This is a genomic window from Comamonadaceae bacterium OTU4NAUVB1 (genome assembly GCA_024372625.1).
In the GTDB taxonomy this organism is placed as follows: domain Bacteria; phylum Pseudomonadota; class Gammaproteobacteria; order Burkholderiales; family Burkholderiaceae_C; genus Variovorax.
In genome coordinates this window covers 1,573,989-1,598,900 of sequence record CP099605.1, presented here as the reverse complement: position 1 = coordinate 1,598,900, position 24,912 = coordinate 1,573,989, and the positions used below count along the sequence as shown (strand labels likewise).

24 protein-coding genes are annotated in these 24,912 nt (G+C 70.7%); 6 read left to right on the top strand and 18 right to left on the bottom strand.

Annotation, left to right across the window (positions count from 1 at the left end; genetic code table 11):
• Positions 1-9: 9 nt before the first annotated feature.
• The 3 genes from NF681_10915 to NF681_10905 are packed head-to-tail and all read right to left on the bottom strand — an operon-like array spanning position 10 to position 3,214.
• Positions 10-1,140 (bottom strand): amino acid ABC transporter permease, encoded by a 1,131-nt coding sequence (locus NF681_10915; protein UST55640.1) that lies wholly within the window; start codon positions 1,138-1,140, stop codon positions 10-12.
• Entirely contained in the window at positions 1,137-2,144 is a 1,008-nt protein-coding gene (locus NF681_10910; GenBank protein ID UST55639.1) for an ABC transporter permease subunit, read from the bottom strand. Before NF681_10910 ends, NF681_10915 begins: the two co-directional genes overlap by 4 nt.
• Positions 2,141-3,214 carry an amino acid ABC transporter substrate-binding protein gene (locus NF681_10905; protein ID UST55638.1) on the bottom strand — a complete coding sequence of 358 codons (1,074 nt, stop codon included), beginning with the start codon at positions 3,212-3,214 and terminating at the stop codon, positions 2,141-2,143. The genes NF681_10910 and NF681_10905 overlap by 4 nt, the downstream gene beginning before the upstream one ends.
• A gap of 124 nt (positions 3,215-3,338) precedes the next feature.
• Between NF681_10905 and NF681_10900 the strand changes: the two genes are divergently transcribed.
• Complete coding sequence (locus NF681_10900) at positions 3,339-3,743, top strand: DoxX family protein (GenBank protein UST55637.1); 405 nt, start codon at positions 3,339-3,341, stop codon at positions 3,741-3,743.
• 24 nt (positions 3,744-3,767) lie between these two features.
• Here NF681_10900 and def read toward each other — a convergent pair whose 3' ends face one another.
• From def to smc, 5 genes are read right to left on the bottom strand one after another with little or no spacing between them, the layout of a single operon-like run.
• A complete protein-coding gene (gene def, locus NF681_10895; GenBank protein UST55636.1) occupies positions 3,768-4,307 on the bottom strand; it encodes a peptide deformylase in 540 nt (179 codons plus the stop codon).
• Between the two features lie 16 nt (positions 4,308-4,323).
• Positions 4,324-4,776, bottom strand: a complete 453-nt coding sequence (locus NF681_10890) for a hypothetical protein (protein ID UST55635.1) — start codon at positions 4,774-4,776, stop codon at positions 4,324-4,326.
• Between the two features lie 49 nt (positions 4,777-4,825).
• Positions 4,826-6,946 (bottom strand): NAD-dependent DNA ligase LigA, encoded by a 2,121-nt coding sequence (gene ligA / locus NF681_10885; GenBank protein UST55634.1) that lies wholly within the window; start codon positions 6,944-6,946, stop codon positions 4,826-4,828.
• A 10-nt stretch (positions 6,947-6,956) separates the two neighbouring features.
• Positions 6,957-8,066: a cell division protein FtsZ gene (locus NF681_10880; protein ID UST55633.1), complete on the bottom strand. Its 1,110-nt coding sequence runs from the start codon at positions 8,064-8,066 to the stop codon at positions 6,957-6,959.
• A 13-nt stretch (positions 8,067-8,079) separates the two neighbouring features.
• Positions 8,080-11,598 carry a chromosome segregation protein SMC gene (gene smc / locus NF681_10875; GenBank protein UST55632.1) on the bottom strand — a complete coding sequence of 1,173 codons (3,519 nt, stop codon included), beginning with the start codon at positions 11,596-11,598 and terminating at the stop codon, positions 8,080-8,082.
• A gap of 151 nt (positions 11,599-11,749) precedes the next feature.
• Between smc and NF681_10870 the strand changes: the two genes are divergently transcribed.
• From NF681_10870 to bla, 3 genes are all read left to right on the top strand, one after another.
• Positions 11,750-12,475 carry a hypothetical protein gene (locus tag NF681_10870; GenBank protein UST55631.1) on the top strand — a complete coding sequence of 242 codons (726 nt, stop codon included), beginning with the start codon at positions 11,750-11,752 and terminating at the stop codon, positions 12,473-12,475.
• Positions 12,476-12,632: 157 nt separating this feature from the next.
• Complete coding sequence (locus NF681_10865) at positions 12,633-13,325, top strand: mobilization protein (GenBank protein UST55630.1); 693 nt, start codon at positions 12,633-12,635, stop codon at positions 13,323-13,325.
• A 145-nt stretch (positions 13,326-13,470) separates the two neighbouring features.
• A complete protein-coding gene (gene bla, locus NF681_10860) occupies positions 13,471-14,394 on the top strand; it encodes a class A beta-lactamase (GenBank protein ID UST55629.1) in 924 nt (307 codons plus the stop codon).
• A 22-nt stretch (positions 14,395-14,416) separates the two neighbouring features.
• Here the strand turns inward: bla and NF681_10855 are convergent, their stop codons facing one another.
• The 7 genes from NF681_10855 to NF681_10825 all read right to left on the bottom strand — a co-directional run bounded on the left by NF681_10855 (position 14,417) and on the right by NF681_10825 (position 20,809).
• Positions 14,417-14,926 carry a disulfide bond formation protein B gene (locus NF681_10855; GenBank protein ID UST55628.1) on the bottom strand — a complete coding sequence of 170 codons (510 nt, stop codon included), beginning with the start codon at positions 14,924-14,926 and terminating at the stop codon, positions 14,417-14,419.
• A 147-nt stretch (positions 14,927-15,073) separates the two neighbouring features.
• Positions 15,074-16,162 (bottom strand): sulfate ABC transporter ATP-binding protein, encoded by a 1,089-nt coding sequence (locus NF681_10850; protein UST55627.1) that lies wholly within the window; start codon positions 16,160-16,162, stop codon positions 15,074-15,076.
• Between the two features lie 26 nt (positions 16,163-16,188).
• The gene (gene cysW / locus NF681_10845) at positions 16,189-17,097 is read right to left on the bottom strand and encodes a sulfate ABC transporter permease subunit CysW (protein UST55626.1); all 909 of its coding nucleotides are present in this window, start codon (positions 17,095-17,097) and stop codon (positions 16,189-16,191) included.
• A complete protein-coding gene (cysT, locus tag NF681_10840; protein ID UST55625.1) occupies positions 17,094-17,990 on the bottom strand; it encodes a sulfate ABC transporter permease subunit CysT in 897 nt (298 codons plus the stop codon). Before cysT ends, cysW begins: the two co-directional genes overlap by 4 nt.
• Positions 17,991-17,993: 3 nt before the next feature.
• Positions 17,994-19,004, bottom strand: a complete 1,011-nt coding sequence (locus NF681_10835) for a sulfate ABC transporter substrate-binding protein (protein UST55624.1) — start codon at positions 19,002-19,004, stop codon at positions 17,994-17,996.
• Positions 19,005-19,089: 85 nt separating this feature from the next.
• The gene (locus tag NF681_10830; protein ID UST55623.1) at positions 19,090-19,731 is read right to left on the bottom strand and encodes a peroxiredoxin; all 642 of its coding nucleotides are present in this window, start codon (positions 19,729-19,731) and stop codon (positions 19,090-19,092) included.
• 148 nt (positions 19,732-19,879) lie between these two features.
• Positions 19,880-20,809: a LysR family transcriptional regulator gene (locus NF681_10825; protein ID UST55622.1), complete on the bottom strand. Its 930-nt coding sequence runs from the start codon at positions 20,807-20,809 to the stop codon at positions 19,880-19,882.
• 114 nt (positions 20,810-20,923) lie between these two features.
• On the opposite strand from NF681_10825, the gene NF681_10820 reads away from it, so the two are divergent.
• Complete coding sequence (locus tag NF681_10820) at positions 20,924-21,556, top strand: NAD(P)H-dependent oxidoreductase (protein ID UST55621.1); 633 nt, start codon at positions 20,924-20,926, stop codon at positions 21,554-21,556.
• 91 nt (positions 21,557-21,647) lie between these two features.
• On the opposite strand, the gene NF681_10815 is transcribed toward NF681_10820, so the two are convergent.
• From NF681_10815 to NF681_10805, 3 genes are all read right to left on the bottom strand, one after another.
• Positions 21,648-22,199 carry an NAD(P)H-dependent oxidoreductase gene (locus NF681_10815; GenBank protein ID UST55620.1) on the bottom strand — a complete coding sequence of 184 codons (552 nt, stop codon included), beginning with the start codon at positions 22,197-22,199 and terminating at the stop codon, positions 21,648-21,650.
• A gap of 73 nt (positions 22,200-22,272) precedes the next feature.
• Positions 22,273-23,208, bottom strand: a complete 936-nt coding sequence (locus NF681_10810) for a serine acetyltransferase (GenBank protein UST55619.1) — start codon at positions 23,206-23,208, stop codon at positions 22,273-22,275.
• Positions 23,209-23,315: 107 nt separating this feature from the next.
• On the bottom strand, positions 23,316-24,281 hold the full coding sequence (locus NF681_10805) for a sulfate ABC transporter substrate-binding protein (protein ID UST55742.1): 966 nt from the start codon (positions 24,279-24,281) through the stop codon (positions 23,316-23,318).
• Between the two features lie 220 nt (positions 24,282-24,501).
• Here NF681_10805 and NF681_10800 point away from each other — a divergent pair, with 220 nt between their 5' ends.
• On the top strand, positions 24,502-24,774 hold the full coding sequence (locus tag NF681_10800) for an oxidative damage protection protein (GenBank protein UST55618.1): 273 nt from the start codon (positions 24,502-24,504) through the stop codon (positions 24,772-24,774).
• The last annotated feature ends 138 nt before the right edge of the window (positions 24,775-24,912 follow it).

Here is a 24,912-nt window from a genome sequence, read left to right as displayed (position 1 = left end):
CGGCCGGCCTCAACCCGCCGCGAGCCGCCGCTCCAGCCAGGCGCTGTAGCGCGACAGTCCGAAGCACATCGCCCAGTACACCGCCGCGATGAACAGGTAGCCCTCCAGGTAGAACGGCCGCCAGGTCGGGTCGCCGCCCAGCGCCAGGCCCAGCGCGCCGGTCAGCTCGAACAGGCCCACCACCGTCACCAGCGAGGTGTCCTTGAGCGTGCCGACCACGGTGTTGGTCAGCGCCGGCACCACCAGGCGCAGCGCCTGCGGCAGCACGATGTCGCGTTGCACCGGCCAGCGGCCGAAACCCAGCGCCATCGCGGCGTCGACCTGCCCGCGCGGCACCGCCTGCAGGCCGCCGCGCACGATCTCGGCCATGTAGGCGGCCACGAACAGCGCCAGGCCGGCCAGCACGCGCACCAGCACGTCGGGTTGCCAGCCCGCCGGCCACAGCAGCGGCAGCAGGAACGACGCCATGAACAGCACCGAGATCAATGGCACGCCGCGCACCAGCTCGATGTAGGTGGCGCAGAGCGCGCGCGCCGCCGGCCAGCGCGAGCGGCGTCCGAGCGCCAGCAGCAGCGCCAGCGGAAACGCCGCCGCCAGGGACACCACCGCCAGCCCGATGGTCAGCGGCAGGCCGCCCCAGCGGTTGGTCGCGACCGGTTCGAGGCCCGCCACGCCGCCGAACATCAGGCCCACGAACAGCGCCAGCGCGCCCGCCCACAGCGGCGCCAGCCACCAGCGCCACACGCGCGGCCAGGCGCTGAGCATCGTCACGGCCGACAGCACCACCACCGCCACCGCCGGGCGCCACTGCGCCTCGTACGGATAGCGCCCGAACAGCAGCGGCCGCCACTTCTCGGCCACCACGCCCCAGCACGCCCCCTGCCCCGGCGCCCGGCAGGCGTCGGCGTCGGGGCGGAAGACGGCGCGCAGCACCGCCCAGTCGAGCGCATGCACGGCCGCCCAGGCGATCAGCGCCAGCAGCGCGACGCTGGAGAGCGCGCGCCAGGGCGAGCCGAACAGTTCCCGGCCCCAGCGCCGGCGCCGGGATTCGGCCGGCGGCGGCGTGGCGCCGGGCGGACCGGTCGGCGTGCCGTCGCCATCGGCGGTGACCAGTTCGGCCGGCGACGCCGTGGCGCTCATCGCCACCCCCGCAGCGCGACGCGCGCGTTGTAGACGTTCATGGTGGCCGAGATCGCCAGCGACAGCAGCAGGTACACCGCCATCACGATCGCGATGCACTCGAAGGCGCGGCCGGTGGAATTGAGCGAGGTGTTGGCCACCGAGACCAGTTCCGGATAGCCGACCGCCACCGCCAGCGACGAGTTCTTGGTCAGGCTGAGCAACTGGTTGGTCAGCGACGGCACGATCAGGCGCAGCGCCTGCGGCAGCACGACGATGCGCAGCTCCGCGCCGGGCTCGAGCCCCAGCGCGCGCGCGGCCAGCTTCTGCCCCGGCGCGACCGAGGCGATGCCCGCGCGCACGATCTCGGCCACGAAGGCGGCCGTGTAGAGCGCCAGCCCCCCCGCCACGGCCAGGTACTCGGGACTGAGCGCCGCGCCGCCGACGATGTTGAAGCCGCCCTGCTCCGGCCATTCGAGTCCGCTCGGCCAGAAGGCACCGGCCTCGCGCAACGGCCAGGGCAGCGACAGCCCGCCCTTGCTCAGGAAAACGCCCGGCGCCAGCCGCACCGCCTCGGCCGACTCCGGCAGCAGTTGCGTCAGCGCGAAATACAGCATCAGCATCTGCATCAGCAGCGGAACGTTGCGCACCGTCTGGACGTAGACCGCGCACAAGCCGCGCACCAGCGCGTGCGGCGCCAGGCGGCCGATGCCCAGCAGGGTGCCGAGGACCACCGCCAGCACGGCCGCCGGGACCGCCGCGCGCACCGTGTTGACGAGCCCGGCGAGAAAGGCGCGCCAGAACGGCTGGCCGCCGTCGTGGTCGAGCCAGCCCTCGGAGATCTCGAAGCCGGCCGACTGGGCGAGGAAGTCGAAGCCCGAGCGCACGCCGCGTCCGCGCAGCACCTCCAGCGCGTGCTGGACGATCCAGTACAGGCCGGCGAACACGGCCCCCACGAGCACCACCTGCAACGCGAGACCGAGCACCGCGGCGCGCCGTCCCGGGGCCGCGCCCACGACGTTCATTGGACCGGGAGCGCGTAGAGCAGGCCGCCCTTGTTCCAGAGGTTGTTGGCGCCGCGCGGCAGCTTGAGCACCGAATTTGCGCCGACGTTGCGCTCGAACATCTCCCCGTGGTTGCCCACCGCCTTGATGGCGCGATAGGACCAGTCCTTGTCCAGGCCGAGCAGCTTGCCGAGGTCGTCGCCGGCGCCGGTCAGGCGCTGCTGGACCGGGTCCTTGCTGCCGGCCTTCAGGGCGTCGACGTTGGCCTGGGTGACGCCGGCCTCCTCGGCCTCGATCAGCGCGTTGGGCACCCACTTGGCGATGGCGAACCATTCGTCGTCGCCCCTGCGCACCACCGGCGCGAGCGGCGCCTTGGAGATCAGCTCGGGCAGGATCAGGTAGTCGTCGGGGTTGGGCGCCTCCTTGTTGCGCAGGCCGGCGAGCCCGGACACGTCGGTCGTGAAGGCCTGGCAGCGGCCGGCGAAGAAGGCCTTGAAGGACGCCTCGTAGCTCTCGAAGACGACCGTCTTGACCGGGATGTTCTGGGCCCGGAAGTAGTCGGCGACGTTCTTCTCGTTGGTGGTGCCCGCCTGCGTGCAGATGGTGGCGTTCTTCAACTGCTTGGCGCTGGTCACCTTGATCTTCTTCGGCACCAGGAAGCCCTGGCCGTCGTAGTAGTTGATGGTGGTGAAATGGAAGCCGAGCGAGGCGTCGCGGGTCAGATTCCAGGTCGTGTTGCGCGCCAGGATGTCGATCTCGCCGGCCTGCAGGGCCGAGAAGCGCTGCTGGGAGTTGAGCGGCACGAACTCCACCTTCTTCGCGTCGCCCAGGACCGCCGCCGCGATCGCGCGGCAGACGTCCACGTCGAGGCCCGACCACTGACCCTGCGTGTCCGGCGCCGAAAAGCCGGCCACGCCGTTGGTGACGCCGCACTTGACGGTGCCGCGCTGCTTGACGGCGTCCAGGGTCTTGCCGGCGATGGCCGGCGCGGCGCACAACGTGGCGGCGGCGGCGCAGACCGCCGCGAGGGCCAGGCGGCGGAGGGCCGAGCGGTCCTCGGACGCCTCGGATGGAACGGCGTGATGGTTCATGGGTGACTTTCCTCGCAAAAAACGTGCTGCGCAGTTTACGGGCCCGCCTCCGGCCGTGCCGGCACCGGCGCCGGGATCGCCCACAATCCGGCTCCCTTCCAACCCTTCAGACAAGGAACCTCGCATGAACTCATCCAACGACACCGGCAAGCTCGTGCTGCGCCTGGCCATCGGCATCCTCATCCTGCTGCACGGCATTTCGAAGCTCAGCAATGGCATCGGCTCGATCACCGGCATGGTCACGGCGAACGGGCTGCCCGCCGTGCTCGCCTACGGCGTGTACGTCGGCGAGGTGGTCGCACCGGTGCTGCTGATCGTGGGCGTGCTGACGCGGCCGGCCGCGCTGATCGTCGCGTTCAACATGCTGGTGGCGATCTGGCTGGCGCATGCGGGCCAGATCGCGACGATCGGCAAGACCGGTGGCTGGGCGCTCGAACTGCAGGGCATGTTCCTGTTCGGTGCCATCGCCGTCGCGTTCCTGGGCGCCGGCCGCTTCAGCCTCGGCGGCACCATGGGCCGCTACAACTGAGCCCGCGGCGTCCGCCCCGGCCGGTCAGTCGTCGACGGTGGCGTCGAGGCCGGGGAACAGCACCTCGGTGAAACCGAAGCGCGAGAAATCGCGGATCCGCATGGGATAAAGCTTGCCCAGGAGGTGGTCGACCTCGTGCTGGACGACCCGGGCATGGAAGCCGCCGACGGTGCGATCGACGGGGTCGCCATACGGGTCGAAACCGGTGTAGCGGACGGTCGCGAAACGCGGCACCACGCCGCGCAGGCCGGGCACCGACAGGCACCCCTCCCAACCGTCCTCCTCCGCGTCGCCCAGCGGTTCGATCACCGGATTGACCAGCACGGTGCGCGGCACCACCGGCGCGTCCGGCTGGCGCGGGTTCGGCGCGTCGGTGCCGAAGATCACCACCTGCAGGTCGACAGCGATCTGCGGCGCGGCGAGCCCGGCGCCGTTGACCGAGCGCATGGTGTCGAACATGTCGGCCACCAGCAGGTGCAGCGCATCGGTGTCGAACGCCTCGACCGGCCGCGCGACACGCAGCAGCCGCGCATCGCCCATCTTCAGGATCTCGCGAACGGTCATCGCCGGCCCGCTTCGCTCACGGTCCGCCCGAGGCGCCGATCGCGCCCCGCGCCGGTGGCGTCTGGGCGGGATACAGGCCGGGCGCGAGTTGCTGGGGCGTCGGGTTGCCGCGTCCTGGCCGCATGCCGGCCCCGGGCTGCGGACCCGCCCCGCCACCCGGGCGGAACCCTTGTTCGGGACGACCCTGGCCACCGCCACGGTAGCCACCATAGCCCGGACGCGCTCCGTAGGCGGGTCGTCCGTAATAGCTCGGCCGGCCGTAGTAGCCGGGACGGTCGTAGTAGCCGCCCTGGATGTAGACGGGCGCCGGCACCACCACCGGGGCGGCCCCGTAATAGGGCTGCGAATAGCCGCCGTAGGACGACCCTCCGTAGCCGTAGTCGCCATACGGGCCGGGGGCCGCGCAGCCGCCGAGCAGCAGCGCTCCGCAGAGTCCGAGGGAGCCGGCGATCCAGCGTGTGTTCTTCATGATGGCGTTTCCTTTCGATGCCGTCGGGCGGCGCGGCACGCGTCCCGTGTCACTGCGCCGCGGTGGCCTCCGGTCCCGGACCGTGAGCGAGGATGTCGAGCATCCCCTGTTCATCGATCACCGGAACACCCAATAAGTTCGCCTTGTCGAGCTTGCTGCCGGCTTCCGCGCCGGCGACGACGTAGTCCGTCTTCTTGCTGACCGAGCCCGCGACCTTCGCACCGGCAGCTTCCAGCTTGTCCTTGGCGTCGTCGCGCGACAGCGTAGGAAGCGTGCCGGTGATGACGAAGGTCTTGCCCGCCAGCGGCCGCGGCGCGCGCACGGCGGGCGCGCCCTCCTCCCAGCGCAGGCCGGCGGCGCGCAGCTGATCGACCACCTCGCGGTTGTGCGGCTGGTCGAAGAAGGCACGCAGGCTCGTCGCCACGACCGGCCCGACGTCGCGCACCTCCAGCAGTTCGGACTCGCTCGCCGCCATGATCGCGTCGAGCCCGCCGAAGTGCAGCGCCAGGTCGCGTGCCGTGCTCTCGCCGACGTGGCGGATGCCCAGTCCGAACAGGAAACGCGGCAGCGTCGTGGCCTTGGAAGCCTCCAGCGCGGCGACCAGGTTGGCCGCCGACCGTTCGGCCATGCGGTCCAGCCCGGCGAGCGTGGCCAGATCGAGCCGATAGAGATCGGGCAGCGTGCGGATGAGCTGCGCATCCACCAGCTGCTCGACCAGCCGGTCGCCCAGGCCCTCGATGTCGACGGCGCGGCGGGCGGCGAAGTGCAGCACGGCCTCCTTGCGCTGGGCGGCGCAGAACAGCCCGCCGGTGCACCGGTGGTCCACCTCGCCCTCGGCGCGCAGGGCGTCGGAGCCGCAGACCGGGCAATGGGCGGGCATGGTGAAGATCGCGCCGCGCTCGCCTTCGGGCCGCGCGAGGCTGGTGGGCGCGACGCCGACGACCTCGGGGATCACGTCGCCGGCGCGCCGCACGACCACCGTGTCGCCCACGCGCACGTCCTTGCGGCGCGCCTCCATCTCGTTGTGCAGGGTGGCGTTGGTCACCGTCACGCCGCCGACGAACACCGGCGCGAGCTTGGCCACCGGCGTGAGTTTGCCGGTGCGCCCGACCTGGACCTCGATGGCCATCACCTCGGTGAGCTGCTCCTGCGCCGGGTACTTGTGCGCGACGGCCCAGCGCGGTTCGCGCGAGACGAAGCCCAGCCGGCGCTGCAGCGCGACCGCGTCGACCTTGTAGACCACGCCGTCGATGTCGTAGGGCAGCGCGTCGCGCTGGCGGCCCATGGCCTCGTGGAAGGCGACGAGTTCGGCCGCGCCGCTCGCGCGCCGCGTCTGCGGCGCGACCGGAAAGCCCCAGGCCTTCAGTTGCGCCAGCCAGTCGATCTGCGTCGGGCAGTCGGGAGCGCCCTCCTCCGGCGCCGACACCTCCCCCAGGCCGTAGGCGAAGAAGCTCAGCCGGCGCGACGCCGCGATCGCCGGGTCGAGCTGCCGCACGGCGCCGGCCGCCGCGTTGCGCGGGTTGACGAAGATCTTCTCGTTCTTCTGGCCGGCCGCGATCCGCTCGCGCTGGCGGTCGTTGAGCGCCTCGAAGTCGTCGCGGCGCATGTAGACCTCCCCGCGCACCTCGACCACCGGCGGCGGCGCGGTGTCCCCGTGCAGGCGCAGCGGGATCTGGCGCAGCGTGCGCAGGTTTTGCGTCACGTCCTCGCCGATCGCGCCGTCGCCGCGCGTGGCGGCCTGCACCAGCACGCCGTCCTCGTAGCGCAGGCTCAGCGCCAGGCCGTCGAACTTGAGCTCGCAGGCGTAGTCCACCGGGGGGGCGTCCTCGGCCAGCCCCAGTTCGCGCCGCACCCGGGCATCGAAGGCGACGGCGCCGGCGGCGGTGATGTCGGTCTCGGTGCGGATCGAGAGCATCGGCACCCGGTGACGCACCTTGACGAAGCCCGAGAGCACCTGGCCGCCCACGCGCAGCGTCGGCGAATCGGGCGTGCGCAACCCGGGATGGGTGGCCTCGATGGCCTGCAGGCGCTGGAACAGCCGGTCGTACTCGGCATCGGGCAGCGCCGGCGCGTCGAGCACGTAGTACAGGTGCGCGTTGTGGCGCAGTTGCGCGCGCAGCTCGGCGGCCTCGCGCGCGAGCGCGGCGTCGGCGGGCGAAGAATCGTTCATGGTCGTGGCCTCAACTGAAGAGCCGGCGTGCGAGCGGCGACCCGGCGGCGAGGTCGCGCGACTCCAGCGTGTCGTAGAGCTGTTCGAGGTCGGCGCCGATGGCGTCCATGGTCTCCTCGCGCAGCAGTTGCGCGTCGCCGTCGGTGACGACGCCGTCCATCTCCAGCGCCAGGGCGTCGGCGGCCTCGCGCATGCGCTGGAACGCGCGCTCGGCGCGGTCGACCTGCGGCACGTCCAGGCTCAGCGTGAGCTCGCGGATGGCCGACTGGGCCGGATCATCGGCCAGCGCGGCCTGGGTGTCGAAGGCCAGCCCGACCACCGGCGGCAGTCCGGCCTCGCTCGCGGGCAGCACCATGCGCCCGGGAATGATGCCCGGCAGGAAGCCCAGCCGGGCCGCGTTCTGCTGCACGTAGCCGGGACTCCACGCGGCGTGGCGGGCGCGCAGCACGAAGCCCAGCTGCGCGTCGTGCGCGCTGGCGAACTGGTCGAGCTCGCGGGCGCGCGCCACCTCGTCGAGCATCTCGGGGAATTCCGGCGCGCCGTTGATGCCGTCGGCGAAGGCCTGGGCCTTGACGACGAATTCGGAATATTCGATCTCGTTGAGCGCACCGGTGCGGTTGGCCAGCTGCACGCCGATCTGGAAGGCGCCGTAGCGCTGGCCGGCCACGGGGAGCTCCCACTCGCCGTTGTGCTCGTTCAAGCCCTCGACGGCCACCGGCTTGCTGCCGGCGCGTCGCGTGGCGGGCATCGCGGCGATGGCCGCGTCGCCCGAGACCAGGCCGTCGAGCGAGATCGGCGCGATGACGTCGATCAGCGGATCGAGCCCGCCCCGGCGCTCCCCGCCCAGCGTGCCCGGCAGCGCGCTGGGCGCGGGCAGGTCGGGATCGAAGAGCGGCTCGTGGCGCGCGTTGCCGGGCACCGGATGGGGCTCGACGTGCAGCACGGGGCCGTCCTCGCCGACGCGGCCCGCGGCGGTGCGCGCGGCGTCCTCGGCCAGGGCCTCGTCCAGGGCGTCGGGCTGGCGCGGGGTGTTGCGGCGCGACATCCACGTGTTGTAGGCCACGAGGCCCGCGAGCACGAGCCCGCCGAGGATGGCGAGGGCGAGGGTGAGACTGCTCATGGATCTTGGGCTTTCAGGCTGCTGCGACCATCGACACGGCCGCTTCCATGTCCACCGCCACGATGCGCGAGACGCCCTGCTCCTGCATCGTCACGCCGATGAGCTGCTGGGCCATCTCCATCGCGATCTTGTTGTGGCTGATGAAAAGGAACTGGGTGCTCTGGCTCATGGCGGAAACCAGTTTGGCATAGCGGTCGGTGTTGGCGTCGTCCAGCGGCGCGTCGACTTCGTCGAGCAGACAGAACGGCGCCGGATTGAGCTGGAAGATGGCGAAGACGAGCGCGATGGCCGTCAGCGCCTTCTCCCCGCCCGAGAGCAGGTGGATGGTCTGGTTCTTCTTGCCCGGCGGCTGCGCGAGGACCTGCACGCCGGCGTCCAGGATCTCGTCGCCAGTCATCACCAGGCGCGCGTTGCCGCCGCCGAAGAGCTCGGGGAACATGCGGCTGAAGTGTTCGTTGACGACCTTGAAGGTGCCTCCGAGCAGCTCGCGCGTCTCGACGTCGATGCGGCGGATGGCGTCCTCCAGCGTGTCGATGGCCTCGTTGAGGTCGGCCGACTGGGCGTCGAGGAAGTCCTTGCGCTCGCGCGCGCTGGCGAGTTCGTCCAGCGCGGCGAGGTTGACCGCGCCGAGCGCGGCGACCTCGCGGTTGAGCCGGTCGATCTCGCCCTGCAGTCCCGTGAGCCGCACCCGGTCGTCCTCGATCGAGCGCGCGACGGCGTCGAGGTCGGCCTGCGCGTCGGCCAGCAGCGCCGCGTACTGCTCCACGCCCAGGCGGGCGGCCTGCTCCTTCAGCTGCAGCTCGGTGATGCGGTGGCGCAGCGGATCGAGCTCGCGCTCCAGCCGCAGCCGCGCCTCGTCGCTCGTGCGCAGCCTGGCGGTCAGGTCGTCGTAGCGGCCGCGCACGGCGCCCAACGCCTGCTCGCGCTCCAGCCGCAGCGCCAGCGCGTCCTGCAGGCCGGCCTGCGCGGTGGCGTCGCTCAGGCGACCGAGCTCGTCCTCGGCGCGGGCCTGTTCGGCACCGAGCGCGACGACCTGCTGCGCGGCGGTGTCGATGGCGCGGGCGAGTTCGCCGCGCCGGGCCTCGACGCTGCGGCGCGCGAAGGCGGCCTCCTGGGCCTGGCGTTCGAGCCGGCGATGCTGCTCGCGGCTCGCGTCGAGCACGCGGCCCGCCTCGGTCACGCGCTCGTCGAGCCGCGCGTGGCGTTCCTGGCCGTCGGCGAGCTGCAGGTCGAACTCCTCGAAGCGGCCCTCGGCGACCGCCCGGCGTTCCTCCACGTCCTCGAGCTGGGCATCGACCTCGCCGATGTCGGCCGCGAGCTGCTCGCCGCGCGCGCGGTGCTGCTCGGCGAGTTGCGTCAGGCGCAGGGTCTCGACCTGCAGGTCGTGCGCGCGCGACCGCGCCTCGGCCGCCTCGCGCCGGGCGCCGACCAGGCGCTGCGCCACCTCGGCGTAGGCGGCCTCCGCGCGCGACAGCGCGGTGCGCGCCTCGTCGCTGATGAGCACCTGGGCCCGCACCTGGCGCTCGAGGTTCTCGATCTCCTGCTGGCGCGCGAGCAGCCCGGCCTGGGCCGAATCGGGCGCGTAGAACACCACGCCGTGCGCCGTGACGGCGTGGCCGCCGGGCACGAGGATCGTCTCGCCGGGACCGAGCGTCGCGCGCTGCGCCAGGGCCTCGTCCAGGGTCGGTGCGACCAGGCAGCCGTGCAGCCAGCCGGCCAGGAGGGCCTGCAGGCCGGCGTCGTTCAGGCGCAGCAGGTCCGACAGGCGGCGCAGGGCGCCGGCCGGCGCAGCGGGCATGCCTGCCGCGGGCGGCGCGAAGAACGCCAGCCGGGCCGGCGGGGCGTCGGCCGCGAAGGCGCGCACGAGGTCGAGCCGCGACACCTCCAGCGCGCCCAGCCGTTCGCGCAGCGCCGATTCGAGCGCGTTCTCCCAGCCCGGTTCGATGTGCAGGCGGCTCCACAGGCCCTGCAGGCCGTCGAGCCCGTGCCGCGCGAGCCAGGGCGCGAGCTTGCCGTCGGTGCGCACGCGGTCCTGCAGGGCCTTGAGCGCCTCGAGGCGGGCGGAGAACTCGGCATGGCGCGCGCCCTCGGCGTTGGCAGACTGCTGGCGCGCGCGCCGCTCGTCGTCGCGCTGCGGGGCGGTCTCCTGCAGGTCCTGCAGACGCGCCTCGGCCTCGTCGGCGGCCTCCCGCGCGGCGTCGAGCCGGGCCTGCAGATCGGCCAGGCGCGTTTCGTCGGGTGTGGCGAGTGCCTGGCGGTCGCCGCGCAGGCGCTCACCGCGCAGCGTCAGCTGCCGGCGCTGCTCCTCGAGGTGGCGCTGCTCGGCCGCCAGCACCTGGATCTGCTGCTGCACCTGCGTCACCACCGCGCGCTGGGCCTCGGCCGCGTCCCGCGCCAGGCGCTGGGCGTCCTCCAGACCGGGCAGCCGCGCGTCGTGCTCCTCCAGCTGGGCGGCGAGCAGTTCGGCCTGCTCCTCGGCATCGACGCCCTGGCCGGCGAGCGCCTCCAGCTCGACCTCGGCCGCCTCGCGTCGCCCGGTCCACTGGACGAACTGGTCGCGCAGCTGCACCAGCCGCTGCTCGACGCGCTGGCGCCCTTCGACCACGAAGCGGATCTCGCCCTCGAGCCGGCCGACCTCGGCACCGGCCTCGTACAGCCGGCCCTGCGCCTGGGAGACGGCGTCGCCGGCGGCGTAGTGGGCCTGGCGCACGGTCTCCAGGTCGGCCTCGACGTGGCGCAACTCGGCGGTGCGCGACTCCAGGTCGTTGAGCGCGCGATCGGCATCGGCCTTGACGCGGACCTGGTCGGCCTCGGCCTCGGCGCGCTTCATGAACCACAGCTGATGCTGCTTGCGTCCGGCGTCGGCCGTGAGGGCGTTGTAGCGCCGGGCGACCTCGGCCTGCTTCTCCAGCCGGTCGAGGTTGGCGTCGAGTTCGCGCAGGATGTCCTCGACGCGCGTGAGGTTCTCGCGCGTGTCGGCCAGGCGGTTGCCGGTCTCGCGGCGGCGCTCCTTGTACTTCGACACGCCGGCGGCCTCTTCCAGGAACAGGCGCAGTTCCTCGGGCTTGGATTCGATGATCCGGCTGATCGTGCCCTGGCCGATGATGGCGTAGGCCCGCGGACCCAGGCCGGTGCCCAGGAACACGTCCTGCACGTCGCGCCGGCGCACCGGCTGGTTGTTGATGTAGTAGCTGCTCGCGCCGTCGCGCGTGAGCACGCGGCGCACGGCGATCTCGGCGAACTGCGACCACTGGCCGCCGGCACGGTGGTCCGCGTTGTCGAACACCAGTTCGACGCTCGCGCGGCTGGCCTGCTTGCGCGTGGTGGTGCCGTTGAAGATGACGTCCTGCATCGATTCGCCGCGCAGTTCCGAGGCACGCGATTCGCCGAGCACCCAGCGCACTGCGTCCATGATGTTCGACTTGCCGCAGCCGTTGGGGCCGACCACCCCGACGAGCTGGCCCGGCAGCAGGAAATTGGTGGGCTCGGCGAACGATTTGAAGCCCGAAAGCTTGATGGAGTTGAGACGCACGAGAAGTCGTTGGGACCTGGGTCGACGCCAAGCCGTTGATTTGAAAGGAGAATCCGGACGCCGACCAGCGGTGGGCCGAGCCCGTGATGATAACGTGCGCGTCATGCACCGAATCTGCTTTCCGTCCTTCGCGTTCCTTGCGTCCCCGGCATTGCCCGCCCTCCTGTGCTGTGTCGTCGGGCTGACCGGCCTCACGGGCTGCGCCGCCTTCCGGGAGACCGATCGCCGCGATCCCTACAGCACCCAGGAATGGGCGCAGTCCAGCGCCAACCGCCTCGCCAACCTGGCCCTGCGCGACAACCTGGAATCGATCCGGCGCGTGCAGCTGTCGCTCTACCGGCGCAACCCGCGCGAATGGCGCAAGTGGGCGCCGAGCGCCGACGAGGCGATCGCGCGCACCTGGGACGCGGTGATGGCGGACGCGCCCCCGCTCACCCTGCGCGGTGCCAAGGGCATCGACGCGGTGCGGCTCGCCTTCGACACCGCCCCGCCCGCGCCCTATGACGGCGATCGCGTCGCCGCCCTGGTGTTCGGCTGGGCGTCGATGCTCAAGGAGGCCAACGGGGGCACCTGGTCGCAGACGATGGTCGACGGTGTCGACGCCGAGAACAGCTACCGCGCGGCCCGCAACGTCGAGATCTCGCTGTGGCTCATCGGCTCGAAGACCGGCGCCGACGGCCAGCCCCTGCTGCTGGCCACCGAGGTCAGCGAGCGGGGTCGCAACCTGGTGATCGACCGCGAGCTGTCCAAGGTGGTCGCGCGGCTCGATCTGCTGGCCGCGCAGGCCGACGAGAAGTACCGGCGCGCGGCGCTGGACTTCACGCAGGGCTGGATGCTGGGCAACCTGGGGCCGTTCCTGTCGCTGGCCAGGCGCTGACGGGCGGTCCGGCGCGCGCGGGCCGCCCGGCCGGCGTGAAATCCGTCACGACGGCACTTTTAGAATGTCGGGCGGTCCCTCGCGGCCGCGCGTGTCGCCCACCGATCCGTTCCCCCTTCTCCCCATCCTTTCCACTCCTTCTCACAGCACACATCCCATGAGCTCCATCAATTTCATCGGCGGCGAAAAAGGCGGCGTCGGCAAATCCGTCGTCTCGCGGGTCCTGGCGCAGTACTTCATCGACCACAGCCGGCCGTTCGCGGGCTTCGACACCGACCGCTCGCACACGTCCTTCGCGCGCTTCTACCAGGGCTTCGCCTCGCCCGTGGTGGTCGACAGCTTCGAGGGTCTCGACGCGGTCGTGGCCGGTTTCGAGACCAACCCGCAGCAGAGCGCGATCGTCGACCTCGCCGCCCAGACACTGGCGCCGCTGGCCCGCTGGATCAAGGAGTCGGACCTGCTGGGCGTCTTCGAGGAAATGGGCATCGCCGTGAATTTCTGGCACGTCCTCGACGACGGCAAGGATTCGAGCGAACTGCTCGGCACGCTGGTCGACACCTTCGGCGGCAAGCCCAATTACATCGTGGTGCAGAACTACGGTCGTGGCGGCGATTTCGCGCAGCTGCTCGCCTCCCCTTCGCTCGCCAAGGCGACGGCCAACGGCGCCCATGTGATCGCGCTGCCGCGCCTGCACGAAGCCAGCATGCGCAAGATCGACATGAACAGCACCAGCTTCTGGAAGGCAATCAACGATCGCGAGAGCCCGCAGGCGCTCGGCCTGCTCGAACGCCAGCGCGTGAAGACCTGGCTCGCCACGACCTACGCGGCCTTCGACACGCTGCCGCTCTGACCGCCGCGCCGATCGGCGTTCCGCCGGTCGCCCGATCCCGCGCCCCGGTCGAGCCGGATTGGCCTTGAAGAACGGGTGCTCCGGTCGTGGCGCAGCCGCGACCGGAGGCAACTTCATTCACGCAGAAGCCGTTAGCAGACTTGACATGAGAAGACGTGATTTCGCCCTGGGCCTGACGCCGCTGATCGCGCTGGCGGCGCGACCGTCGTCGGCCCGCACGCCGCCCGGTGCGCACGCAGCCGGATCGGCCGCACCCTCCCCGCAGGAGCGCCACACCGTTCGCGCCCTGCGCCGCATCGAGGCCGCCGCCGGCGCCCGGCTGGGTGTCGCCGTCCTGGACACGGCGAGCGGGCGACGCGTCGCCTACCGCGCCGACGAACGGTTCCCGATGTGCAGCACCTTCAAGTTCCTGGCCGCGGCGCTGGTGCTGCAGCGGGTCGACCGGGGCCTCGAGTCGCTCGACCGCCCGGTCGCGATCGACGCCGCGCGGCTCGTGACCTACTCGCCCGCCACCGGCCGCCACGCCGGCGGCCACATGACGATGGACAGGCTGTGCGAGGCCGCGGTCACCCTGAGCGACAACGGCGCCGCGAACCTGATGATGGAGAGCTTCGGCGGACCGCCCGGCCTGACGCGTTTCGCGCACGGCCTGGGTGACGACGTCACGCGGCTCGACCGCATCGAGACCGGCCTCAACGAAGCCGTGCCGGGCGACCCGCGCGACACCACGTCGCCGGCGGCCATGGTGGGTCTGATGCGCGAACTGCTGCTCGGGCGCGCGCTCTCATCGGCCTCGCGCGACCGGCTGCGGGGCTGGATGCTGGCCAACACGACCGGCGCCACCAGCCTCAAGGCCGGCCTGCCGGGCGACTGGCGCATCGGCGACAAGACCGGCGCCGGCGGCCACGGAACGCGCAACGACATCGCCATCGTCCAGCCGCGCGGCGACGGCGCGCCGCTGCTCGTCGCGGCCTACCTGACGGGTGCGACCTCGCTCGACGATGCGGCGCAGCGCCGCGTGCTGGCCGAGGTCGGCGCCCTGCTCCCGGATTTCGTGGCCGGCGGCTGAGCGCGCGCGGTTCCGCCCGCGCCTACCAGCGCGTCCGGTGGGGCCGGGACACGGCCAGCACCAGCAGCAGCACCGCGAAGATCACGAAGCAGACGAACGACCAGTTGGCGATCGACAGGCCCAGGAAGCTCCAGTCGACCTTGCTGCAGTCGCCGCCGCCGCGAAAGATCATCGGCAGGGCGCGCTGGAGCGGAAAGGTCTCGATCATTCCGTAGATGTCGCGACCGCACGTGACGACTTCCGGCGGATACCACTGCAGCCAGCTCTGCTGCGCCGCGGTGTAGGCCCCGCCCGCCGAGAAGAGCAGCGCCAGGCCGGCGCCGGTGCGCTGCAGCGCCGGACCGCGCGACAGGGCCGCCAGCCCGCTGAACAGCGCCACGGCGATCAGCGCGTAGCGCTGGACCACGCACATCGGGCAGGGCTCCAGGCCGACGACGTGCTGCAGGTACATGCCGAAGGCGAGCATGGCGACGCAGGCGGCGCAGATGAGCGCGAGCGCGCGCCGGGGCGCGCCGAAGAACCAGGAGATCAAAGTGGAAGCCCTCGAAGACGGAAAGATCCGGAAGCGGGCGGCGCGCCGGCGATGGTGACGCCGCGCCCGCCCGGGTGCCGGATTATCGGAGCGCGATCCGGCCGGTCGGTTCCGCGGCCGTCGCGCCGGGTCTGAAAAACGCCCGCGTCACGCCGGCTGGACGAACAGCCGCACGTTGCGCGGCGTCGCCAGCACCCGGTCCCCCTCGCGCAGGCCGGTGGCCTGGAACTGCGGCGCGGGCATGTGCACCTCGATGACGGCCGGCGAGGCGGCGGCATGGGCGGCGTGGGAGGCCAACGGCTCGAGTTCGAGCCGCGCCGTCGGCCCGACCACGATGGCGCGCGTGATCGTCGCGGCGATGCCGTTGCCGCCCTCCACCCAGGGTGCGAGGTCGAATTCGTGCGGACGCACATAGGCCATCGCCTTGCCGTCGGCCACGTCCCGGTGCTCGGGCGCGTCGATGCGCAGGCCGCCCACGCTGACCTCGCCGCCCTGCGCGCGCCCGTGGAACAGGTTCACGTCGCCGAGGAAGCTGTAGACGAACGGGCTGGCCGGATGGTCCCAGACGTCCTGCGGCGAGCCACTCTGCTCGATGCGGCCCTGGTTGATGACGACCACGCGGTCGGCCACCTCCAGCGCCTCCTCCTGGTCGTGGGTGACGAAGATCGAGGTCACGTGCAGCTCGTCGTGCAGCCGGCGCAGCCAGCGGCGCAGTTCCTTGCGGACCTTGGCGTCGAGCGCGCCGAAGGGCTCGTCGAGCAGCAGCACCTTGGGCTCGACCGCCAGCGCGCGCGCCAGGGCGATGCGCTGGCGCTGGCCGCCCGAGAGCTGCGGCGGATAGCGCTCGGCGATCCAGTCGAGCTGCACCAGCTTGAGCAGCTCGTGCACCTTGGCCTTGATCTGCGCGTCCGAGGGCCGCTGGTCGCGCGGCTTCACCCGCAGGCCGAAGGCCACGTTCTCGAACACCGTCAGGTGCCGGAACAGCGCGTAGTGCTGGAACACGAAGCCGACCTTGCGCTCGCGCACGTGGACGTCGGTGGTGTCCTCGCCGTAGAAATGGATGCTGCCGGCGTCGGCCGTCTCCAGCCCCGCGATGATGCGCAGCAACGTGGTCTTGCCGCAGCCCGAGGGGCCCAGCAGGGCGATCAGCTCGCCCGAATCGATGTCCAGGCTGACGTCGCGCAACGCCTGGAAATCGCCGAACTGCTTGCTGACGTTTCTGATTTCGATGCTCATGGTGTGTGCGTCTCTTCGCAGTCTGTTCAGTGGGCGGCGGTGGCCGCGTCGGCCGATGGCGGACGCTCCGGCGGCAGGTCGGCGGCGGCCTCGAGGTCGCGCTCGTGGCGCCATTCGATGACCGACTTGATCACCAGCGTCACGATCGCCAGCAGCGCCAGCAGCGACGCCACGGCGAAGGCGGCGACCGACTGGTACTCGCTGTAGAGCACCTCGACGTGCAGCGGGATGGTGTTGGTCTGGCCGCGGATGTGGCCCGAGACCACCGACACCGCGCCGAATTCACCCATCGCGCGCGCGTTGCAGAGGATCACGCCGTAGAGCAGGCCCCACTTGATGTTCGGCAGCGTCACGCGCCAGAAGGTCTGCCAGCCGGTCGCGCCCAGCACCATCGCGGCCTGCTCCTCGTCGGTGCCCTGCGCCTGCATCAGCGGGATCAGCTCGCGGGCGATGAACGGGAACGTCACGAACACCGTCGCCAGCACGATGCCCGGCACGGCGAAGATGACCTTCACGTCGTGCGCGGCGAGCCAGGGCCCGAACCAGCCGTTCGCGCCGAACACCAGCACGTAGATCAGGCCCGCCACCACGGGCGACACCGCGAACGGCAGGTCCACCAGCGTGGTCAGGAAGGCCTTGCCCCGGAACTCGAACTTGGCGATCGCCCAGGCCGCGCAGACGCCGAAGACCAGGTTCAGCGGCACGGTGATGGCCGCGACCAGCAGCGTCAGCCGGATGGCGCTCCAGGCGTCGGGCTCCTTGAGCGCGGCGAGGAAGGCGTCGACGCCCTTGCTCAGCGCCTCGGTGAACACGGCGGCCAGCGGCAGCACCAGGAACAGCGCGATGAACAGCAGCGCCAGCCCGATCAGCAGGCGCCGCACCCAGGCCGATTCGGTGGTGCCGGACATCGCGCGACGCACGGGTGCCGCGCTCATGCCGATGCCCCCGCCGAACGCCGCCGCTGCCAGGCCTGCAGCCCGTTGATGACCAGCAGCATCGCGAACGACACCACCAGCATGACCAGCGCCACGGCGGTGGCGCCGCCGTAGTCGTACTGCTCGAGCTTGCCGATGATGATGAGCGGCGTGATCTCCGAGACCATGGGCATGTTGCCGGCGATGAAGATGACCGAGCCGTACTCGCCGATGGCCCGCGCGAAGGCCATCGCGAAACCGGTCAGCAGCGCCGGCAGGATGGTGGGCAGGACGACGCGCGTGAAGGTCTGCCAGCGCGTCGCGCCCAGGCAGGTGGCGGCTTCCTCCAATTCCTTCTCCGAGTCCTCCAGCACCGGCTGCACGGTCCGAACCACGAAGGGCAGCCCGATGAAGATCAATGCGATGACCACGCCGGCCGGCGTGAACGCGAGCTTGATGCCCAGCGGCTCCAGGTACTGCCCGATCCAGCCGTTGCCCGCGAGCAGGGCCGTCAGCGCGATGCCGGCCACCGCCGTGGGCAGCGCGAACGGCAGGTCCACCAGGGCGTCGACGATCTTCTTGCCGGGAAAGTCGTAGCGCACCAGGACCCAGGCCACCAGCAGGCCGGCGAAGAGGTTGACCACCGCCGCGAGGAAGGACGCGCCGAAGGTCAGGCGGTAGGACGCCATCACGCGCGGGGCGCTGATGGCGGTCCAGAACTGGTCCCAGGTAAGGGTGAACGTCTTGAAGACGAGCGTCGACAGCGGGATCAGGACGATCAGGCTCAGGTACAGCAGGGTGTAGCCCAGCGTGATGTTGAAGCCCGGCAGGACGCGCCGGGAAACCCCGCGGCCGCCGGCGCGCGGGCCCGGTCCCGCCGCCGCGGACGGCAGGGCCGTGGTGGAGGCGCTCATGGCTTACTTCGCGCTGGTGTAGAGCTTGTCGAACTGGCCACCGTCGTTGAAGTGGACCTTCTGCGCCTCGCCGAGGCTGCCGAAGATCTCCTGCACCGTGAACAGCTGCAGCGGCTTGAAGGTCGCGGCGTACTTCTTCAGCACCGCGGCCGAGCGCGGACGCAGCGCGTGCTTCGCGGCGATCTCCTGGCCCTCCTCGGAATAGAGGAAATCGAGGTAGGCCTTGGCGACCGCGCCGGTGCCCTTCTTGGCGACGGTGCGCTCGACGATGGCCACCGGGTTCTCGGCCAGCACGCTGATCGACGGGTACACCGCGTCGACCTTGCCGGCGCCGAACTCGCGGTCGATCGACAGCGACTCGGACTCGAAGGTGATCAGCACGTCGCCGATGTTGCGCTGCAGGAAGATGGTGGTCGCGTCGCGGCCGCCCTTGCCCAACACCGGCACGTTCTTGAACAGCTTGCCGACGAACTCGGCCGCCTGCGCGTCGGTGCCGCCCTTCTTCTTCACGTAGCCCCACGCGGCCAGGTAGGCGTAGCGGCCGTTGCCGCCGGTCTTGGGGTTGACGACGATGACCTGCACGCCGGGCTTGATCAGGTCGTCCCAGTCCTTGATGCCCTTGGGATTGCCGTTGCGCACCAGGAAGATCGAGGTCGACAGCGTGGGGGACGCGTTGTCCGGGAAGCGTTTCGCCCAGTCCTTGGCAACCACGCCGTTGGCGGCGAGGAAGTCGACGTCGGTGGTGGTGTTGAAGGTGACGACGTCGGCCTCGAGGCCGTCGTTGACCGCGCGCGCCTGCGCGCTGGAGCCGCCGTGGGCCTGGTCGATCTTCACGTCCTGGCCGGTGGCCTTCTTGTGGCTGGCGATGAAGGCCGGGTTGATGTCCTTGTAGAACTCGCGCGCCACGTCGTAGGAGGCGTTGAGCAGCGTCGTGGTCTGCGCGAGGACGGGGCCGCCGAAACCGGCGGTGGCGAGCGCCACAGTGGCGGCGAGGGTCTTGAAGCGGAGGTTCATCGGAATCGGAGGAAATTCGAGGGGAGGAAGAAGTGGAAAAACGCGGCCGGTGCCGCGTTTCATGTGGTGTCGTGGGGACGCCGGCCTACCGGTTGGGCTGCGGCGTCACGCGCAGGTAGGGCTTGACGGCCTTGAAACCCTTGGGAAAGCGTGCCGCCAGTTCCGCCGGGTCCTGGACGCTCGGGACGATGACGACGTCGTCGCCATCCTTCCAGTTGGCCGGCGTCGCGACCTTGTGGCTGTCGGTGAGCTGCAGGGAGTCGACCACGCGCAGCAGTTCGTCGAAGTTGCGTCCCGTGCTCGCCGGATAGGTCAGCGTCGCGCGGATCTTGTGCTGCGGGTCGATCCAGTAGACGGTGCGCACCGTCGCCGTGGTGGACGCGTTCGGGTGGATCAGGTCGTAGAGCTCGGCGATCTTGCGGTCCGGGTCGGCCAGGATCGGGAAATCGACCGTGGTGGCCTGCGTCTCGTCGATGTCGGCAATCCACTCCCGATGGCGGTCCACCGGATCGACGCTGATGGCGATCGGCTTGACGCCGCGCTTGGCGAACTCGCCCGACAGCGCCGCCGTCCGACCCAGCTCGGTCGTGCACACCGGGGTGAAGTCGGCGGGGTGCGAGAACAGCACCACCCACGAATCGCCGGCCCAATCGTAGAAGTCGATGGTGCCGGCACTGGATTCCTGCGTGAAATTCGGTGCGGTGTCGCCGATGCGAAGCGTGGCCATGAAATCCTCTCCTCTCAAGTTTGGAATGCGATTGTCGGAACGATCGCTCAGAAGCGGAACGAATATCTAATTGTTTGGATATTCACTTTCGTGCATGAAGTACCCGACCTCGCGCCAGCCTGCGCCTTCATCGCCAGGGCGCCGACCGTCAGGGACGGTCCGCCTCGGCCAGGACGTGGGGATCGTCGCCGTCGAGCGATTCGGCGAGGAAATCGATCAGGGCGCGCACCGCCGGCACCAGCGCGCGTCGCGGCGGGTACATGGCGTGCACGATGCCCGGCGGCGGGCCCCAGCCCGGCAGCACCTCCACGAGGGTGCCGGCCTTGAGTTCGGCACGGCACATGTAGTCGGGCAGCAGGCCCGCGCCGATGCCCTGCACGATGGCGCACTTGAGCGTGAGCAGGTCGTCGGCGACGAAACGCGGCGCGTGCGAGGTCGCGTGCGTGCGCCCCTCCGGCCCGACGAGCGTGGTGCTCGCACGCCCCTCGCCCGCGCTCATGGCGACGGTGTCGATCCGCGCCAGGTCGTCCGGCCCGCCCGGTGGCGCGTGCGCGCGCAGCCGCTCGGCGCTCATCACCAGGAGGCTTCGACTCAGCCCGAAGCGGCGCGCGGCCAGCGTGGCGCTGTCCTCGATCGCGGTGCGCACGCGCAGCGCGATGTCGACGCCCTCCTCCACCGGATCGACCGGCCGGTTCATCACCCGCATCTCGACGCGCACGTGGGGATGGCGGCGCATGAAGGCCGGCAGCAGCGGACCGACGGTGGCCTGCGCCAGGGTCACCGGACAGCTCAGGCGCACGGTGCCGCGCGGCTCGGTCTGCACCTGCGCCACGGCCTCGCCCGCCGCGGCCGCGAGTTCCCTCAGTGCCAGGCAGTGCCGCAGGAAGATCTCGCCGGCCGGCGTCAGCGACAGCCGCCGCGTGCTGCGCTGGAGCAGTTGCACGCCAAGCGTGGCTTCCAGTTCGGCCACGTGGCGCGACAGGCGCGACTTCGGCACGCCGAGGGCCCGGCTCGCCGCCGTGAAGCCGCCGCGCTCGGCGACCTCGGCGAAAAACACCATGTCGTTGAGGTCCTGCATGGCAAGCATTGTTCCACTGAAGGAACTTACTTGTCCATTTACCTCTACTTATCGAGCAATCGATTCAAAAATAGAATGATCGAATCGTTTTTTCCGTTGAACAGGGAGCCTGCCATGAAACTGCTGCACATCGATTCCAGCGTTCTCGACGCCCAGTCGGTCTCGCGCCAGCTGAGCGCCGAGGTCGTCGCCGAATGGCGTCGTGTCCACCCGGACGTCACGGTCGAGTACCTCGACCTCGCCGTCGACGCACCCAGCCACTTCGACGTCCATTCGCTGGGCGCCAAGACCGGCGCACAGTCCGACCCGACCGAGCGCCAGGCGCGCGAGAACGCCGTCTCCGAGCGCCTGGTGAGCCAGTTCCTCGCCGCCGACGTGGTCGTGGTCGGCGCCCCGCTCTACAACTTCTCCATCCCGTCGCAGCTCAAGGCCTGGCTCGACCGCGTGGCGCAGAAGGGCCGCACCTTCAGCTATGGCGCCACCGGCCCGGTCGGCCTGGCCGGCGACAAGACCGTGATCGTGGTGTCCACGCGTGGTGGCATGTACGCGACCACCGAAGGCGGCCGCGCGGCGGAACACCAGGAAAGCTACCTGAAGGTGATGTTCGGCTTCTTCGGCATCACCGACGTGCGCATCGTGCGCGCCGAGGGCCTGAACATGGGCGACGCGGCCAAGGCGGCGGCGATCGCGTCGGCCCGCGAGGCGATCGTGACGACGGCGCGCGAGCCGGCCGAAGCCGCCGCCTGACACCGGCGCCGGACACCGGCCTCGACCCACGAAGAAACGCCCGCGATCGCGGGCGTTTCCACGGACGGTGCGCATGACGCGCTGTCGGCGATCAGCCGTTGTGGATCTTCACCCAGGCCACGTACTTGTCGACCCACGTCTGCAGGAACTTGCGGCTGTCCTCGCCGACGTGGCCCCGGTCGTCGAACAGGCCTTCCTTGTTCTGGATGAACGCCTCGGGCTGGCCGAGCGTGGGCACGTCCAGGTAGGCCAGAACGTTGCGCAGGTGCTGCTGCGCCAGCGCGGTGCCGATGGCGCCGACCGACACCCCGATCACGCCCGCGGGCTTGCCGCCCCACACGCTCTGGCCGTAGGGCCGCGAGGCATGGTCGATGGCGTTCTTCAGCACCCCGGGGATCGAGCGGTTGTACTCCGGCGTGATGAACAGCAGGCCCTGCGCCGAGGCGACCTCGGTCTTCAGACGCTGGACCGCGGGCGCCGGGTGGGCGTCGTCGTCCTGGTTGTAGAGCGGCAGGTCGCCGATCTCCACGTGCTCGAAGGTGAAGTCGTCCGGCGCGAGGTGCGCCAGGGCGAGCGCGAGCTTGCGGTTGAAGGAATCCTTGCGCAGGCTGCCGATGACGACGGCGATCTTGTAGTGGCTCATGAGCGGGTTCTCCGGTGGGTGTCAGGAAGCGATGGGAAACGACCGATCGGGAATGGCGACAGGGCGCCGTGGCTCAGACGCGGTCCGCCGGCACGCAGCCCAGGCGCGGCTGGATGCCGTTCTGCAGGCTGGCCTGCGTCAGGCTGGCTCCGGCGGGCACGTCGTGCGTGAGCCAGACGTTGCCCCCGATGACCGCGCCGCGCCCGAGGGTCACGCGCCCCAGGATGGTGGCGCCGGCATAGATGACGACGTCGTCCTCGACCACCGGATGGCGCGCCAGCCCCTTTCGCAGCACGCCGTCGGCGTCGACCGGAAAGCCCTTCGCGCCCAGCGTCACGGCCTGGTAGACCCGCACGCGCTCGCCGATGATGGCCGTCTCGCCGATCACCACGCCCGTGCCGTGATCGATGAAGAAGCCCGCGCCGATCGCCGCGCCCGGATGGATGTCGATGCCGGTCTGGGCGTGCGCCAGTTCGGCGACGATCCGCGCGAGCAGCGGCAGGCCCAGCCGGTAGAGCGCGTGCGCGAGCCGGTGGTGGATCATCGCCAGCACGCCCGGATAGCACAGCAGCACCTCGTCGACGCTGCGCGCGGCGGGGTCGCCCTGGAAGGCCGCCAGCACGTCGCTGTCGAGCAGGCGGCGGATCGGCGGCAATTCGGCGCCGAAGGCACGCACCGCGTGCGTCGCCTCGGCGTCGACCTGGGGGTCGTCGGCGCCGTGCTGGCGCGCGACGTAGCGCAACTCGAGCCGCGCCTGCGCCTCCAGTCGGGCCAGCGCGGCGTCGATGGTGTGACCGACGTAGAAGTCCTCGCTCTCGTGGCGCAGCTCGGGCGGACCCAGGCGCATCGGGAAGAGCGCGCCCTTGAGCGCCTCCACGATGTCCTCCATCGCCTCGCGCGACGGGAACTCGCGCCCCATGGGCTCGCGGGAGCGCTTGCGCGCATCCCGCCATTCGTGGCGCGCCTCGCGCAATGCGCGCACGATGTCGTCGATCTCGTACTGGGCCATCTGCCTTCCTCGTGCTGCCCGTTCGCCGGCCCGGTGCGGCGGCGATCGTGGGGGAAGGAAGTATCCGCGAAGGCCGCGACGCCCGTCGGGCGGCGGCCGCCCACGCCCTACTTGACGGTGTAGATCTGGTCGAAGGACGCGTTGTCGGCGAAATGGTCCTTGTCGGCCTTGGCCCAGCCGCCGAAGGCCTGGTCGACCGTGAACAGCGTCAGCTTGGCGAACTGCTTGTCGTACTTGGCCTTGGCCTTGTCCGAGGTCGGGCGGTAGTAGTTCCTGCCGGCGATGTCCTGGCCCTCGTCGGAATACAGGTACTTCAGGTATTCCTCGGCCACGGCGCGGGTGCCCTTCTTGTCGACCACCTTGTCGACCACGGCCACGGTCGGCTCGGCCAGGATGCTCACCGACGGCGTCACGATCTCGTACTTGCCGGCGCCGAACTCCTTCTGCGCCAGGTAGGCCTCGTTCTCCCAGGCCAGCAGCACGTCGCCCACGCCGCGCTGGACGAAGGTGATGGTCGAGCCGCGCGCGCCGGTGTCGAGCACCGGCACGTTCTTGTAGAGGTTGGCGACGAACTCCTTGGCCTTGGCGTCGCCGCCGTACTTGCGCTTGGCGAACTCCCAGGCGGCAAGATAGTTCCAGCGTGCCCCGCCGGAGGTCTTGGGGTTGGGCGTGATGACCTGCACGCCCGGCTTGACCAGGTCGTCCCAGTCCTTCAGACCCTTCGGATTGCCCTTCTTGACCAGGAACACGATGGTCGACGTATAGGGCGCCGAGTTGTGCGGCAGGCGCTTCTGCCAGTCGGCCGGCAGCAGGTTGCCGTTGCGGGACAGCGCGTCGACGTCGCCGGCCAGCGCCAGGGTGGCCACGTCGGCTTCCAGCCCGTCGATGATCGAGCGCGCCTGCTTGCCCGAGCCGCCGTGCGACTGGCGCACCTTCACGTCCTGGCCGGCCTTGGCTTTCCAGTGCCTGGCGAAGGCCTGGTTGTACTCGACGTAGAGTTCGCGCGTCGGATCGTAGGACACGTTCAGGAGGTTGACGGCCTGGGCGAACGACGGCAATGCCGCGAGGGCCATGCCGCCCGCGACGGCGGCACCGATGGAAAGCTTGATAAAGTCGCGGCGAAGGCTCATGGGTCGGCTCGTTCTATGAATGGCAGGTCGAAGAAGCCGCCGATTCTGGGTCGGACCTCGCGAACCGGGAACGATTGAATTCTTGGTTCCAAATAACCAGATCAGATAAGGACCGTGCGCCACGGTCCGTCCATCCCCCACTCGAAAAGCAGGAAACATAAAAATGGCACGCATGGTCCAGTGCATCAAGCTCGGCAAGGAAGCGGAGGGGCTAGACTTCCCGCCCTATCCGGGAGAACTCGGCAAGCGCCTCTGGGAGAGCGTCAGCAAGGAAGCCTGGGCCGCCTGGCTCAAGCAGCAGACGATGCTGGTCAACGAGAACCGCCTGAACCTGGCCGACCAGCGCGCTCGCGAATACCTCAAGCGCCAGATGGACAAGCATTTCTTCGGCGACGGCGCGGACGCGGTGCAAGGCTACGTCCCGCCGAGCGCCTGAGCGCGGCCACGCCGTCCTCCGCGCCGCCCGCCGGTCCGCCGAAGCCCGGCGCGCACGACGGCGCCCTGCCGACCCGGCCGTGGCGGGACCTCGCGCAGTGGCGTCTCCTGGACACCGGTTTCGGCACCGGCGCGCGTT